General features: G+C 34.1%; 11 protein-coding genes. 7 read left to right on the top strand and 4 right to left on the bottom strand.

The genetic code is table 11. The features are described from left to right. The first annotated feature begins 38 nt into the window (after positions 1-38). Positions 39-2,030 (top strand): excinuclease ABC subunit UvrB, encoded by a 1,992-nt coding sequence (gene uvrB / locus P2W65_RS11830; protein ID WP_179006882.1) that lies wholly within the window; start codon positions 39-41, stop codon positions 2,028-2,030. On the opposite strand, the gene P2W65_RS11825 is transcribed toward uvrB, so the two are convergent. After that, positions 2,027-2,428, bottom strand: a complete 402-nt coding sequence (locus P2W65_RS11825; protein ID WP_289665777.1) for a TerB family tellurite resistance protein — start codon at positions 2,426-2,428, stop codon at positions 2,027-2,029. The genes uvrB and P2W65_RS11825 overlap by 4 nt on opposite strands. Positions 2,429-2,485: 57 nt before the next feature. On the opposite strand from P2W65_RS11825, the gene P2W65_RS11820 reads away from it, so the two are divergent. From P2W65_RS11820 to P2W65_RS11805, 4 genes are all read left to right on the top strand, one after another. Next, a complete protein-coding gene (locus P2W65_RS11820; RefSeq protein ID WP_289665775.1) occupies positions 2,486-3,283 on the top strand; it encodes an alpha/beta hydrolase in 798 nt (265 codons plus the stop codon). A 28-nt stretch (positions 3,284-3,311) separates the two neighbouring features. Continuing rightward, entirely contained in the window at positions 3,312-4,322 is a 1,011-nt protein-coding gene (locus tag P2W65_RS11815; RefSeq protein ID WP_289665773.1) for a dipeptide epimerase, read from the top strand. 2 nt (positions 4,323-4,324) lie between these two features. Continuing rightward, positions 4,325-5,347 (top strand): aminotransferase class I/II-fold pyridoxal phosphate-dependent enzyme, encoded by a 1,023-nt coding sequence (locus P2W65_RS11810; RefSeq protein WP_289665772.1) that lies wholly within the window; start codon positions 4,325-4,327, stop codon positions 5,345-5,347. 97 nt (positions 5,348-5,444) lie between these two features. Continuing rightward, on the top strand, positions 5,445-5,909 hold the full coding sequence (locus P2W65_RS11805) for a DUF1456 family protein (RefSeq protein ID WP_289665771.1): 465 nt from the start codon (positions 5,445-5,447) through the stop codon (positions 5,907-5,909). A gap of 300 nt (positions 5,910-6,209) precedes the next feature. On the opposite strand, the gene P2W65_RS11800 is transcribed toward P2W65_RS11805, so the two are convergent. After that, complete coding sequence (locus P2W65_RS11800) at positions 6,210-6,917, bottom strand: LytR/AlgR family response regulator transcription factor (RefSeq protein ID WP_289665769.1); 708 nt, start codon at positions 6,915-6,917, stop codon at positions 6,210-6,212. A 3-nt stretch (positions 6,918-6,920) separates the two neighbouring features. Then, complete coding sequence (locus P2W65_RS11795) at positions 6,921-7,961, bottom strand: sensor histidine kinase (protein ID WP_289665768.1); 1,041 nt, start codon at positions 7,959-7,961, stop codon at positions 6,921-6,923. A gap of 220 nt (positions 7,962-8,181) precedes the next feature. On the opposite strand from P2W65_RS11795, the gene P2W65_RS11790 reads away from it, so the two are divergent. Then, the gene (locus tag P2W65_RS11790) at positions 8,182-8,979 is read left to right on the top strand and encodes a DUF5694 domain-containing protein (RefSeq protein ID WP_289665766.1); all 798 of its coding nucleotides are present in this window, start codon (positions 8,182-8,184) and stop codon (positions 8,977-8,979) included. 414 nt (positions 8,980-9,393) lie between these two features. Here P2W65_RS11790 and sucC read toward each other — a convergent pair whose 3' ends face one another. Beyond that, a complete protein-coding gene (gene sucC, locus P2W65_RS11785) occupies positions 9,394-10,587 on the bottom strand; it encodes an ADP-forming succinate--CoA ligase subunit beta (RefSeq protein WP_179006863.1) in 1,194 nt (397 codons plus the stop codon). A 416-nt stretch (positions 10,588-11,003) separates the two neighbouring features. On the opposite strand from sucC, the gene gltB reads away from it, so the two are divergent. Then, positions 11,004-15,521: a glutamate synthase large subunit gene (gene gltB / locus P2W65_RS11780; RefSeq protein ID WP_289665764.1), complete on the top strand. Its 4,518-nt coding sequence runs from the start codon at positions 11,004-11,006 to the stop codon at positions 15,519-15,521. The last annotated feature ends 50 nt before the right edge of the window (positions 15,522-15,571 follow it).

Below are 15,571 nucleotides of genomic sequence, written 5' to 3'. Positions count from 1 at the left end.
CTTCGTATCTTTACAAACCTAATTTTCATCAGCAACAAATGAATTTCCACGTAACTTCAGAATACAGTCCAAAAGGAGATCAGCCTCAAGCCATACAAAAATTGGCGCAAGGCGTAGTCGACGGAGAAAAATATCAAACTTTATTAGGAGTTACAGGTTCCGGAAAAACATTTACGGTTGCCAATGTGATACAAGAAGTACAAAGACCGACTTTAGTTTTGGCTCATAACAAAACTTTGGCGGCACAGTTGTACTCTGAATTCAAACAGTTTTTCCCTAATAATGCGGTTGAATACTTCGTTTCTTATTACGACTATTACCAGCCAGAAGCTTTTATGCCTGTGACAGGAGTTTTCATTGAAAAAGATTTGTCTATCAATGAAGAATTAGAAAAAATGCGTTTAAGCACCACATCTTCCCTACTTTCGGGACGTCGTGATGTTTTGGTCGTAGCCTCTGTTTCTTGTTTGTATGGTATTGGAAACCCCGTTGAATTCCAGAAAAACGTAATCGAAATTAAAAGAGATCAGGTTATTTCCAGAACTAAATTGTTACACAGTTTAGTGCAGAGTTTATATGCCAGAACTGAAGCCGATTTTAATCCGGGAACTTTTAGAATAAAAGGAGATACTGTAGAAGTTTATCCAAGCTATGCTGACGATGCATACAGAATTCACTTTTTTGGAGATGAAATTGAAGAGATCGAAGCGTTTGATGCAAAAACATCACAGGTAATAGAGAAATTTCAAAGATTGACTATTTACCCTGCCAATATGTTTGTAACTTCTCCTGAAGTTTTACAAGGTGCTATTTGGCAGATTCAACAGGATTTGGTCAAACAAGTAGATTATTTTAAAGAAATAGGAAAACATCTCGAAGCGAAACGTCTGGAAGAAAGAACCAATTTTGACTTAGAAATGATTCGCGAACTAGGCTATTGTTCTGGAATTGAAAATTACTCGCGCTACCTTGACGGACGTGAAGCTGGAACAAGACCTTTCTGCTTATTAGATTATTTTCCAAGTGATTATTTAATGATTATTGACGAAAGTCACGTAACGGTTTCTCAAGTTCATGCTATGTACGGAGGCGATCGCAGTCGTAAAGAAAATCTTGTGGAATATGGTTTCCGTTTACCTGCCGCAATGGACAACAGACCTTTAAAATTTGAAGAGTTTGAAGCTTTGCAAAATCAGGTAATCTACGTTTCTGCAACTCCAGCTGATTATGAATTGCAAAAGACAGACGGTGTTTATGTCGAACAGATTATTCGTCCAACTGGCTTGTTAGACCCCGTTATTGAAGTGAGACCAAGTTTAAATCAGATTGATGATCTGATTGAAGAAATTCAGGTTCGTTGCGAATTGGACGAAAGAGTTTTGGTAACCACTTTAACTAAAAGAATGGCAGAAGAATTGGCTAAATACTTGACAAAAGTAAATATTCGATGCCGTTATATACATTCTGAAGTGGATACTTTGGAAAGAATTGAAATCATGCAGGATTTAAGAAAAGGTCTTTTTGATGTTTTAATTGGAGTGAACCTACTTCGTGAAGGCTTGGATTTACCTGAAGTTTCTCTTGTTGCGATTTTAGATGCGGATAAAGAAGGTTTCTTGAGAAATCACAGATCTTTAACACAGACTATCGGACGTGCGGCAAGAAACTTAAATGGTAAAGCAATTATGTATGCTGATAAAATTACGGCAAGTATGCAGCGTACTATTGACGAAACCGAATACCGAAGAACCAAACAGATTAATTTCAATGTTCAAAACAATATAACTCCTCAGGCTTTAAACAAAAAAATCGACAGTGCCTTTACGAAAAATCCTTTGGTGGAATATGAATTAGGCCATCCAATTCCTGTGGCGGCAGAACCTGAAACAGCTTATTTATCTAAAGCCGAATTGGAGAAAATGATTCGCGAAAAGCGTAAAACAATGGAAAAAGCTGCTAAAGAATTAGACTTCTTACAAGCTGCTAAACTTCGTGACGAAATCAAAAAACTACAGGAACAGCTTGCTTAATTGTGCTGTTCCTGAAAAATTTCCATTAATACAATTGGATTAATTACTGTGTTCGGAGCTTTTTTCATCATTTCTAAAACTCGTTTTACAGCAGACATATTTAATCCCATCTGTAAAGCAATCTGCTGAATGGTTTGAAATTCTCTTTCGTGCAAAATACCGTCGCAATGCATTAGTAAAGCCAGCCTGTAAAATTGATTGATGCGTTGTATCTCAGACGGTATCGGAAGTGACTTTGCCTCTTGATGAAATAAATCCTGAAATTCTTCTTCTGTGATATTCAACTCAACAGCGACAATTCTTAAAAATTCAAGCTCTCGTTTATGCAAATGTCCATCTACAGTGGCGAGCGTAATCATTTCTAAAAGTAAACTTCTTTTTTCTGCTTCTGTATTCATCAATTTATTATTTTTAGCTAAAATATTGCTTTTAAATAAAAATACAAAACACGGATAATGAAGAGGATTTTCTTGGCAGTTTTACTTCTATTTACTCTTATTGGCAAAGCACAAAACACTGCTTCAAAAAATGTATCTACTTTTACAATTGAAGCGCCTCAATTAAATACTTCAAAAAAAATATGGGTTTACCTTCCCGAAAATTATTCTAAAAACATTCGAAAAAAGTACAGCGTTATTTACATGCATGATGCTCAAAATTTGTTTGATGCCAAAACTTCTTTTTCTGGCGAATGGAATGTTGACGAAAAATTAGACAGTTTGAAAGCTCCTGTAATTATTGTAGGAATCGAACATGGAAATGAAAAACGAATTGACGAATTGACTCCTTTTAAAAATGAAAAATACGGCGGAGGAAATGCCGATAATTATTTAGAATTCATTGTAAAAATACTCAAACCTTATATTGACAAAAACTACAGAACCAAAACAAAAGCCAAAAACACCATTCTTTTTGGAAGTTCTCTGGGCGGATTAGTTTCTTATTATGGTGCTTTAAAATATCCTGAAGTTTTTGGAAAAGCGGGTGTTTTTTCGCCTTCTTTTTGGTTTTCTCCCGAGATTTATACTTTTACAGAAAAACAGCCTAAAATTAAGACTAAAATCTATTTCCTGTGTGGCGATAAAGAAAGTGACGATATGGTAAACGATTTAAACAAGATGAAACGTTTATTAGACACCAAACGCTGTTATTGCCTTCATCTTGATAAAACTAAAATTGTAAAAGGCGGAGAACATAACGAAAAACTTTGGCGCGATCATTTTGTTGAAGCGTTGCTTTGGCTGGGTTATTAATTAACGAATAAAAAATACTTCTATAAAAATGAAACTAATTTTAAGAGAATACAATCTCAAACTCAAACATACTTTTACCATTTCAAGAGAATCTATAGATTTTCAGCCTTCTTTAATTGTGGAATTACAAAGCGAAGGTTTTTCTGGTTTTGGAGAAGCGACTTCAAATCCGTATTACAACATTACAGTTCCAATGATGATGCAGGATTTAGAAAAAATCAGAAGTGTTATTGAAAGTATAGAAAATGAAACTCCAGAAATATTTTGGGACAAAATGCATCCGTATTTACAAGATGATATGTTTGCTTTGTGCGCTTTAGATTTGGCTTATAATGATTTGTATGCTCGCAAAAAAGGCAAAAAACTTTACGAATTGTGGAATTACACAACCGAAAAAAATCCGATGACGGATTATACAATCGGAATTGCTTCTATAGATAAAATGGTTTCTAAAATGCAGGAACTTCCTTGGCCGATTTATAAGATAAAATTAGGAACCAAAGAAGATATTGAAATTGTAAAAGAACTTCGTAAACACACCAATGCCGTTTTTAGAATCGATGCGAACTGTGGCTGGAGTGTTGAAGAAACAATAAACAACGCAGTTGAACTAAAAAAACTAGGTGTTGAATTCTTAGAACAACCTATGAAAGCAGATAATTGGGAAGGTCACAAAGAAGTCTTCAAACATTCTGTTCTTCCTGTCATTGCAGATGAAAGCTGTATTATTGAAGAAGATGTTCAAAAATGTCATAATCATTTTCATGGTGTAAATGTAAAATTAGTTAAATGTGGTGGTTTAACTCCCGGAAAACGCATGATTGAAGAAGCTAAAAAACTAGGATTAAGAACAATGGTGGGCTGTATGACAGAATCGACTGTTGGAATTTCTGCCATTGCACATTTGCTCCCTCAACTCGATTATGTCGATATGGATGGAGCACTTCTTTTAGCAGAAGATATTGCAACCGGAGTAACCATAAAAGATGGCGTTGTCAGCTATTCTGATTTAAACGGAACAGGAGTTACACTTTTATAAAAATGAAAGTCGATAAATTTCCCGATCGCATTATTGAAATTGACCAAGAACAGTATTTGTATTTTGGCGGAACTGCCTATTTGGGACTTCCAACAAATGCATCATTTCAGAATTTAGTCGTTCAAAACATTTTAAAATGGGGAACTACTTACGGAAGCTCAAGAACTGCGAATATCCAATTAACCGCTTATGATGCAGGCGAAAGCTTTTTAGCTTCTCATATTAGCTCAGAAAGCACTGTTACTGTTTCTTCTGGAATGCTTGCTGGAAAATTGGTTGTTGATTTAATGAAAAAACAAACCGATTGTTTTTTTCATTTGAACGATACGCACAACGCTATTCAAACTGAAAATAGTCTTCCTGTATTCTTAAATGGAAATTTAAATAATCGTTTATTAGACTCAAAAACTGAAAGAATAACAATTTTAACCGACGGTGTTCCTTCTTTTGAAACAAAACCTGCCGATTTATCTTTTTTAAAAAACATTTCAAAAAGCAAAGAAATTACTTTAGTAATTGATGAATCACATTCGTTAGGAATTACTAATAAAAATGGCTGTGGAATCTACTCATCAATTTCATTTCCTCTAAAAAGAAAAATAATGGTTTCTTCATTAGGAAAAGCTTTTGGATTAACCGGCGGCGTTATTGCAGGAGATTTAGAATTCATTAATCAAATAAAAGAACTGGAAACTTTTACGAGCGCTGCTGGAATGAATCCTGCTTTTGTGCAAACACTTTCTGATGCTTCAGCAATTTATAATATGCAACATCAAAAACTGCTCGATAATTTAAATTACATTGATTCGATTTTAGTTAAAGACGGCAATGTAAAATTTGATAAAACTTATCCACTGATTTATTTATTATCCAATGAGTTAGTTGAAAAACTAAAACAGGAAAAAATCATTATTGCCAGCTTTAGATACAAAAAAGAAGCTGAACCATTAAATCGAATTGTTGTTACTGCCAATCATTTAAAAGAAGATTTGGATAAATTAGTTAGCGTTTTAAATAAAAATTAGCTACAAGTTCACATTTTTTTTATTCTCAAAAGATTATCAAAAATAATTCGTGAATTCGTGGCTAAAAAATAAACCGTACCTTTGTAAAAAATAAACAATGACAAATAACGATATACTTAAAAAACTTCGCGTGGCTTTGATGCTCCGTGATGACCAAATAGTTGAAATTTTAGAATTAGTAGATTTCAGAATTTCAAAATCAGAATTGGGTGCTTTTTTTAGAGCCGAAGATCATCCAAATTATATGGAATGCGGCGATCAGGTTTTAAGAAACTTCTTAAACGGACTAGTAATTCATTTAAGAGGAACTAAAGAAAATCCTAAAAATCCAAATGAAGTTTTAGCAAAGCATAAAGCTGAAATTCCGAAGAAAGAAACTTCTAAAGAAAGGCCAGAATTTAAAGCCACGCCAAAAGATTCAGAAAAATATAGAGGCGATCAAAGTGCATCAAAATCAGGTTCATCAACTGGAAAGCCTAAAAAGAAAGCATTCCCAAAAGGAAATGGAAAACCAGTTGTTGTAGAAAAAGTGGTTTTTAAAAACGGGAAAAATAAAAAGTAATTTAACCGCAAGGCACGCTAAGATTTACGCAAAGTTCGCAAAGTTTTATTCACAAAGCTTTGCGAATTTTGTGTTTTAAAAAGACTCTAATTACGATCTGACTCTGAAATATAGCCCGCGGTTTCAACCGCCGGAACGTCCAGAAATACATTTCGTGATATACGTTGTGTACCCGTGGTTGAAACCACGGGTTATGCTGAAATAAAAATCGTAAAATTTTATCGATTTAGCTTTGCGAACTTTGCGTTTGTGGCTACAATCCTTTATAAAAATCCTTGCGTGCTTTGCGGTAAAAAAAATCTATATCTTATTCTTTTCAATTTTATCAAAAAAGGCATCTTTAAACGTTGCTCCAATCGGCAGTTCTTTTCCATTAATAAAAACAGAAAAATTATCCGTTGATTCGATATGTTTTAGTGAAACAACATACGATTTATGGATCTGGATAAACTCATTATCCGGAAGCGATTCAATTACATTTTTCAAGGATGAATGCGTTATAATCTGCTGTTTTGAAGTGTGAATACAAACATAATTCTGGAGACTTTCTACATATAAAATATCCGTCAAAAATACTTTCTGAAATTTATTTTTTCCGTCTGTTTTAACGAAAAGAAAATCAGGCAGATTACTTTGATTTGAAATTTCTATTTTAGGCTCAGAATTCAATTTTGAAACAGCTTGATAGAAACGTTCAAACGAAATGGGTTTCAGCAAATAATCTACTGCATTCAACTCAAAACCCTCTAAAGCAAAATCAGGATAAGCTGTCGTAAAAATGATTTTTATATTCTTCGAAATAATTCTTGAAAGCTGTAAACCCGTTAACTGAGGCATTTGAATATCCAGGAAAATCACATCAACAGATTCTTTATTTAAGAATTCTAATGCTTTTAACGAATCATTAAAGACTCCAGCTTTTTCAAGAAAATTTACTTTTCCAATATAATTTTCCAATATTCTAGTTGCAGGCGGTTCATCATCTACAATAATGCATTTAAAAGCCATAAATTATTTTTTTAGTGGTATTTTTAAGTAGGTTTTAAAGGTATTATTTTCTTCTGTTTTTTCAAGAATAAATTGGTCTTTATACATGTATTCTAACCTTTTTGTCAAATTATCAAAACCAATTCCTGTAGATGAATAATTTTCTCCTTCAATGAAATAATTGAAAGTTGAGATTTCTAGAAAATCATCTTTTATTCGAATTGAAATAATAGCTTTTTCTTCTTTATTATTAAATTTTCCATGTTTAAAAACATTCTCCACAAAATGAATTAAAGCCGAAGAAAGTATTCTTTCATTTGAATATTCTCCTTCAACAGAAAAATCCAGATACAACTGATCTTCAAAACGTTTTTTCTGTAAATGAATATAGTTCTGAATAAACTGAATTTCTTTTGAAAGTACCGCTTCATCTTTGTCCGTTTCGGTAATTACATATCGAAGCAAATCAGAAAGCACCAAAATATCATCCGCCATTTCATCTTCTTTTAAAACCAACTGACTGTAAAACGAATTCAGCGTATTAAATAAAAAATGCGGACTTACCTGTGCTTTCAACATTTGAAATTCTGCTTTTTTATTCTCCAAAAGCAATTCCTGATTTTGTTTCTGAGAGTATTGAGATTGCCAGAATAAATAACTTAAGGCACTAAGAATGATAGCTGGCAATCCATAAAAAAAATTATCTTTTATATAATAGGTTATTTCTCTGGTTTCTTCAAAATAATTATGCTCTCCAGTAATTTTGAACATAATTATTTCCTGCAAAAAATATCTCACACCTGCAAAAATCAGCAAAGAAACTGGAATACTTAAAAAGTAAAAGTGGATTTTCTTTTTATTCAGAAACCAATCACAAACGGTATAGAAGTTCAATATATAAACTACAAAAACAGATAACATAAAGGTAGACATGACCCATAAATAAAGCTCAGTCTGCTGTATCATTGCAATTCGGTTATTTATTCCGTAATCCCAAAGACAATAGGTCAAAAACAATCCGAGGAAAAGAATAATATGGTAGTAAAAAGGTATTTTAAGTTTCATATAAATCAATTGTAAGATCAAAAATACGATTATGACTTTAAAAGAAAATGGTATTTATATGAAACCTCATTTTTTTAATGATGAACATCTCAAAACGTTACACAAACATTTTGAAAGCCATATTTTGATAGTTAGTCAAATGAAATTCAGTATTCATCAAAAATGAAAATAAAGCTTAAAATCTGCTGATACATTTGCCATGAATTTAAAACAAAACATCATGCAAAAAATCATTTTATTACTAGCAATTATTACATTAAACTTAACTTCTGCTCAAACCAAGAAAAAACAGATCTTATTGGTTGGAACTTTTCATTATGCAAATCCAGGTCTTGATGTTGCTCAGCTAAATAATTTCAATATCATGTCTGAAAAAAGTCAAAAAGAACTCGAAACAATGAGTGACAAAATCAAAAAATTTGGGCCTGATAAAATATTTGTAGAATGGGAATTTAGTAAACAATCCGATTTAGATAAGTTGTACAACAAAAACACCGATAGTCTTTTTAAAACCAACAAAAACGAAATAACACAACTAGCACTTCGCACTGCTAAGAAACTGAATCATAAAAAATTATATGGGATGAATCTTTATACTTCTTTTCCGTATGATAGTTTAATGATGGCAATGGAAAAAGCAAACCAAAAGGACTTAATGGAGAAAAATAAATTGATGACTCAAAATTTTGAAAAACAACATAACGAAAGAATTAGAAAAAGCTCGTTACAGGAAATGATGTTGTATTACAATACAAAACAAGCCGAAAATGAAAATCTTCAATGGTATTTGGAAATAGCAAACAGAGCAGGAAATCCAGATGATTTCTCAGGGCCATCTTTAGTTTCAAATTGGTACAAAAGAAATTTATATATGTATTCTTTAATTCAGAAATTGACGGAAAGCACAGATAATAAAATAATGATTTTAGTTGGCGCTGGTCATGCTGCGATTATTAGAGGCTTTATAGAACATGATCCTACATTCGAAATTGTAGATTTGGCAACTGTTTTGAAATAATTTTTTTTTAATCGCAAAGCACGCAAAGGATTACGCAAAGTTCACAAAGTTTTTTTGCCACGAATTCACAAATTTTATTTTCAAAGATTATCAAAAATAAAATTTGTGAATTCGTGGCTATTTTCAACATATGGCTTTGCACTATAACAAGTAATCCATTTTTCAATATAGCCAGTGGTTTCAACCACGGGACACAATGCATATTACAATCTACACATTACATAACGTTCCCGTGGTTGAAACCACGGGCTATATTTAAATAGAATTCGCAAAATTTTATTGATTTAGCTTTGCGAACTTTGCATTTGTACTCACAATACTTGGTAAAAATCCTTGCGTGCTTTGCGGTTAAACAAAAAAAATCCATTCCTCTCGGAATGGATTTTCTAATATAAATTGATTTCTTATTTCTAATTAAGAAAGAGCAGCTTTAACTTGGTCAGCAGCTTCTTGAAATTGAACTGCAGATAAGATTGGCATACCAGAATTGTCAATTAATTCTTTTGCAATTTCAGCATTTGTTCCTTGCAAACGAACAATAATTGGCACTTTAATAGCGTCACCCATGTTTTTGTAAGCGTCAACAACACCTTGAGCAACACGGTCACAACGAACGATACCTCCGAAGATGTTAATCAAAATAGCTTTTACGTTTGGATCTTTCAAGATAATTCTGAAAGCTGTCTCAACACGTTTTGCGTCAGCAGTTCCTCCTACGTCAAGGAAGTTAGCAGGCTCAAAACCAGCATATTTAATTAAATCCATAGTTGCCATTGCAAGACCAGCTCCGTTTACCATACATCCTACAGTACCGTCAAGGTCAACATAGTTTAGACCAACTTCTTTAGCTTCAACTTCGATTGGATTCTCCTCACGGATATCTCTCATTTCAGCATATTTAGGTTGTCTGTATAAAGCGTTATCGTCGATGTTAACTTTAGCATCAACAGCTAAGATTTTGTTATCAGATGTTTTTAAAACTGGGTTGATTTCAAACATAGAAGCATCAGAACCAATGTAAGCATTGTAAAGTGCATCGATGAATTTCACCATTTCTTTGAAAGCATTTCCAGAAAGACCTAAATTGAAAGCAATTCTTCTTGCTTGGAAACCTTGTAATCCTACAGAAGGATCAACTTCTTCAGTAAAGATTAAGTGTGGAGTGTGCTCAGCAACTTCTTCGATATCCATTCCTCCTTCAGTAGAATACATGATCATGTTGCGTCCTGTACCTCTATTCAATAAAACAGAAACATAAAATTCAGAAGTTTCGCTTTCTCCAGGATAGTAAACATCTTCAGCTACTAAAATTTTGTTTACTTTTTTACCTTCTGGCGGAGTCTGAGGCGTAATCAATTGCATTCCGATGATTTGTTCTGCTAACTCTTCAACTTGTTGTAAGTTTTTTGCCAGCTTAACTCCACCACCTTTTCCACGACCACCTGCGTGAATTTGTGCTTTTATTACATGCCATCCTGTACCAGTTTCGGCAGTTAATTGTTTTGCAGCAGCTACAGCTTCAACCGCATTGTTAGCCACAATTCCGCGTTGTACGCGTACTCCGTAACTCGCTAAAATTTCTTTTCCTTGATATTCGTGTATGTTCATAATATAGAATTTGTCTGGTTCTGAATTTATTTCAGAATAAAAGTGCGACAAAAGTAACAAATAACAACTTAATAGGAAAATCTTTTTCAATTAAATAAATGTTATATGTAGGTATTGAGCGTTGAGATTTTTTCAAAGCAAACAAATCGTTAACGGAATAATTTGTTAATGTTAACACAAACTGCGCAAAACGTTTGATATTTAACAAAAAATTCACTGGATTCAAGACCTAACCGACGATTTTTCTTAATATATTTTATCCTTAATTATGATTTTGATAATTCGCAATGCTTTCTTTAATAATATTATTATTTAAGAACCCTTTTTCTAATATTACTATAAAAATGAAAGCGAATATATAATTTCACTACATTATGTTTAACGAAATCTTTATTTTTGTAGAAAAAATATCAAGAATGAGAGTTAAAGAACAAGGGCTTTATCTGCCTGAATTTGAACACGACAATTGTGGTGCAGGATTTATTTGTAATTTGAATGGTATTAAGTCAAATGATATTATTCACAAAGCATTAGACATCTTAATTAAATTGGAACATCGTGGTGCCGTTAGTTCTGATGGAAGAACTGGTGACGGGGCCGGAATTTTATTCGACATTCCTCATGATTTTTTTAAGAAAGTATGTGACTTTGAAATCCCAGAAGCGCGTGAGTATGCAGTAGGAATGGTTTTTTTACCAAAAAGCAAAAACCAGGTTTCTTTTTGTATTAATGCATTTGAGGCAACTATTAAAGACCAAAACTTAAAAGTTTTAGGTTGGAGAGATGTGCCAGTTGACGTTGAAAATTTAGGTGAAATTGCCGCAGAAAAAGAACCAACAATTAAACAAGTTTTCGTTTCTAAAAACGGACAAGATTTAACTGAACAAGAATTTAATGCAAAACTTTTTGCAGCTAGAAAAATTGCTGAACATGCCGTAAGAGGATCTAAAACCTCTGAAAGCCACATGTTTTATTTTACTAGTTTATCGACAACTACTATAATATATAAAGGTCTATTGATGCCGGAAGACATCAGCCGTTATTATATAGATTTGAAAGATCCAGACTTGGTGACGCGTTTAGCACTTGTACACCAACGTTTCTCTACCAATACATTCCCATCTTGGGACTTAGCTCAGCCGTTTAGATACATGTGTCATAATGGTGAGATCAATACACTTCGTGGAAACGTAAGCCGTATGCGTGCTCGTGAAGAGCTTATGCAGAGCAAAGTTTTTGGCGATGATATCAAAAAATTATTCCCAATTATCTTAGAAGGAAAATCAGATTCTGCTTCTATGGATATGGTGGTTGAACTTTTATTAATGACTGGCCGTTCGCTTCCAGAGGCAATGATGATGGTAGTTCCTGAAGCTTGGGAAAAACACCAAACTATGTCTCCTGAGAAAAGGGCTTTCTATGAGTACAATGCCTGTATCATGGAACCTTGGGATGGCCCTGCTTCTATTCCGTTTACAGATGGAAACGTAATTGGAGCTTTACTAGACAGAAACGGATTGCGTCCTTCTCGTTATACTTTAACTAAGAGTGGTTTCGTAATTATGTCATCTGAAATTGGTGTATTAGATATCGATCCAGAAGATGTAATTCAGCACGGACGTTTAGAGCCAGGAAAAATGTTCTTGGTTGATATGAACGAAGGTCGTATCATCGAAGACGAAGAAGTTAAAAAAGCGATAGTTACAAAACGTCCTTACCAGCAATGGGTTGACGAAAACTTATTGCCATTAGCTAGTGTTCCTTACACAAACAACCCTACTCCTGTTGAAAAATTAGATTTCTTAACAAGACAGCGTTTGTTTGGTTACACAATTGAAGATTTAAAAACGATCATCAACCCAATGGGTAGCGACGGAGCTGAAGCAATCAGTTCTATGGGTAATGACACGCCTTTAGCTGTTTTATCTGATCAGCCTCAATTGTTGTACAATTACTTCAAACAATTGTTTGCTCAGGTTACTAACCCGCCGTTGGATGGTATTCGTGAAGAAATTATTACTGATATCAGTTTAGCGATTGGCGGAGATTTCAATATTTTCGAAATTGAATCGAAACAATGTAAAAAATTAAAAATCCAAAACCCAGTTGTTTCTAACGAAGATTTGGATAAAATCAGAAATATAGATCACCCAGATTTCAAATCGGCTACTATTTCTACTTTATATAAAATAGAAAAAGGAGTTAACGGTTTAGAGCGTGCTCTTGAAAAATGTGTTCAGGCTACTTTTAAAGCAGTTGAAGAAGGATGCAACATCATTATCTTATCTGATAGAGGTGTGAGCGAAGAATTAGCTCCAATTCCAATGTTATTGGCTTGTTCTTATATTCATCACTCTTTGAACATTTTACAGGTTCGTTCTAAATTCGGAATCATCATCGAATCTGCTGAACCTAGAGAACCTCATCATTTTGCTTTATTGTTTGGATACGGTGCAAGTGCCATCAACCCTTACATGGTAAACGAAATCATTCACGATCAAGTTGAAAAAGGTTTCATTACAAAAGTAAAAGCGGATTACGCTGTTGTAAACTACAACAAAGCGATTGCAAAAGGAATCGTAAAAATCATGAACAAAATTGGTATCTCTACTTTACATTCGTACAGAGCTGCTCAGATTTTCGAGATTTTAGGATTAAACAAAACATTTACATCTAAATACTTCCCTTACACGCCATCAAGAATTGAAGGTATTGGTTTAATGGAAGTGGAAAAAGAGGTTAAAAAACGTTTCCAAAAAGCTTTCCCAAATTCAAAAATTGCAAACTTGCTTTCTCTTGAAATTGGAGGTATTTACAGATGGAGACGTGGTGGCGAAAAACACATGTTCAACCCAACCACTATTTCTAAATTACAACAAGCGGTTCGTTTAAACAGCCCAGAAAGTTATAAAGAATACTCTAATGCCGTTAACGAGCAAAGCTCAAACTTAATGACAATTAGAGGTTTATTTGAATTTAATAATTTAGATCCAATTTCTATTGATGAAGTAGAACCTTGGACAGAAATTGTAAAGAAATTCAAAACGGGTGCAATGTCTTACGGATCTATTTCTAGAGAAGCACACGAGAATTTAGCGATTGCCATGAACAGAATTGGCGGAAAAAGTAACTCTGGAGAAGGTGGAGAAGATCCAAAACGTTTCCAAAAAGAAATTAACGGAGATTCTAGAAACTCTGCAATTAAGCAAGTGGCGTCAGGACGTTTTGGTGTTTCGATCAACTATTTGACAAACGCTAAAGAAATCCAAATCAAAATGGCTCAAGGAGCAAAACCTGGTGAAGGTGGACAGTTGCCTGGAGAAAAAGTTGTGCCTTGGATTGCTGAAACTAGAAACTCTACGCCTTATGTAGGTTTAATTTCGCCTCCTCCTCACCACGATATTTACTCAATTGAGGATTTATCTCAGTTGATTTACGATTTGAAAAATGCAAACCGTGAAGCTCGTATTAACGTAAAATTAGTTTCTGAAGTTGGAGTTGGAACCATCGCCGCCGGTGTTGCCAAAGCAAAAGCTGACGTAATCTTAATTTCAGGTTACGACGGAGGAACGGGAGCTGCACCATTAACATCTTTACAACATACAGGTATTCCATGGGAACTTGGTTTAGCTGAAGCACAACAAACTTTGATTCTTAACGACTTAAGAAGCCGTGTAGTTTTAGAGTGTGACGGACAGTTAAAAACAGGTCGTGACGTTGCGATTGCAGCTTTATTAGGAGCTGAAGAATTCGGATTTGCAACTGCTCCGCTTGTAGCTTCTGGATGTATCATGATGAGAGCTTGTCACTTAAATACTTGCCCAGTTGGTATTGCAACTCAGGATCCTGAATTGAGAAAAAATTTCAAAGGAACTCCAGAGCACGTAATCAACTTCATGTATTTTATTGCTGAAGAGTTAAGAGAAATCATGGCGCAGTTAGGTTTCAGAACTTTAAAAGAAATGGTAGGCCAGTCACAAAAATTAAATGTGAACAAAGCCATCAAACATTATAAAGCAAATGGTTTAGACTTGTCATCAATTCTATACAAACCGGAAAAAGCGAAAACAGAGCCAAATCATAATACAACTACTCAAGATCACCAACTTGAAAATGTATTGGATTTTGATATCATCAAAGAAGCGATTCCGTCTATCTATAGAAAAGAGAAAACAAGAGTAACCTTTAAAATTAAAAATACAGACCGTTCTGTAGGTGCGATTTTGAGTAACGAAATCTCAAAAATCTACGGCGCACAAGGATTACCTGATGACACTATTTTAGTTGATTTTGAAGGTTCTGCCGGACAAAGTTTTGGTGCTTTTGCAACAAACGGATTGTCATTTAAAATTCACGGAAACTGTAATGATTATTTAGGAAAAGGTCTTTCTGGAGGAAAATTAATTGTAAAAGTACCTCCTACTGCAACTTTCAAACCTGAAGACAATATCATTATTGGAAACGTTGCCCTTTACGGAGCTATTACCGGAGAGGCTTATATTAATGGAATGGCCGGAGAGCGTTTCTGTGTTAGAAATTCTGGAGCAACAGCAGTTGTTGAAGGAATTGGAGATCACGGTTGCGAGTACATGACCGGTGGTACAGTAGTAGTTTTAGGAAAAACAGGAAGAAACTTCGCAGCTGGTATGAGCGGTGGTGTAGCTTATGTTTACGATCCAAATAAGAAATTCGATTCTACCGTTTGTAACATGGAAATGGTTGCATTCGATCCAATGGAAGAAGAAGATCTTACGAAACTAAGAAAACTGATCAAAAATCATTCGTTGTACACCAGCAGTCCATTAGCAAAAAGAATTTTAGCAGACTGGGAAAACCAACAACAGCACTTCGTAAAAGTAATGCCAACGGATTACAAAAAAGCATTACAAAGAATTGCAGAAGAGAAAAAAATAGAAGAATTAATAGCGGGATAAATGATTTTAGATTTTAGAGTTCAGATTTTAGATTAAAACTTAACCGCAAA

The sequence above is a fragment of the Flavobacterium panacagri genome (assembly GCF_030378165.1).
Taxonomy (GTDB): Bacteria; Bacteroidota; Bacteroidia; order Flavobacteriales; family Flavobacteriaceae; genus Flavobacterium; species Flavobacterium panacagri.
Note: the sequence above shows the minus strand (reverse complement) of the source record. Positions and strands in the feature narration are given on the sequence as shown.

Bases quoted from the DNA above. Each gene is read 5' to 3' on its own strand.
- P2W65_RS11790 (WP_289665766.1), top strand. From the start codon at position 8,182: ATGCAAAAAATCATTTTATTACTAGCAATTATTACATTAAACTTAACT.
- P2W65_RS11810 (WP_289665772.1), top strand. From the start codon at position 4,325: ATGAAAGTCGATAAATTTCCCGATCGCATTATTGAAATTGACCAAGAA.
- P2W65_RS11815 (WP_289665773.1), top strand. From the start codon at position 3,312: ATGAAACTAATTTTAAGAGAATACAATCTCAAACTCAAACATACTTTT.
- uvrB (WP_179006882.1), top strand. From the start codon at position 39: ATGAATTTCCACGTAACTTCAGAATACAGTCCAAAAGGAGATCAGCCT.
- P2W65_RS11795 (WP_289665768.1), bottom strand. From the start codon at position 7,961: ATGAAACTTAAAATACCTTTTTACTACCATATTATTCTTTTCCTCGGA.
- P2W65_RS11805 (WP_289665771.1), top strand. From the start codon at position 5,445: ATGACAAATAACGATATACTTAAAAAACTTCGCGTGGCTTTGATGCTC.
- P2W65_RS11800 (WP_289665769.1), bottom strand. From the start codon at position 6,917: ATGGCTTTTAAATGCATTATTGTAGATGATGAACCGCCTGCAACTAGA.
- P2W65_RS11825 (WP_289665777.1), bottom strand. From the start codon at position 2,428: ATGAATACAGAAGCAGAAAAAAGAAGTTTACTTTTAGAAATGATTACG.
- P2W65_RS11820 (WP_289665775.1), top strand. From the start codon at position 2,486: ATGAAGAGGATTTTCTTGGCAGTTTTACTTCTATTTACTCTTATTGGC.
- gltB (WP_289665764.1), top strand. From the start codon at position 11,004: ATGAGAGTTAAAGAACAAGGGCTTTATCTGCCTGAATTTGAACACGAC.
- sucC (WP_179006863.1), bottom strand. From the start codon at position 10,587: ATGAACATACACGAATATCAAGGAAAAGAAATTTTAGCGAGTTACGGA.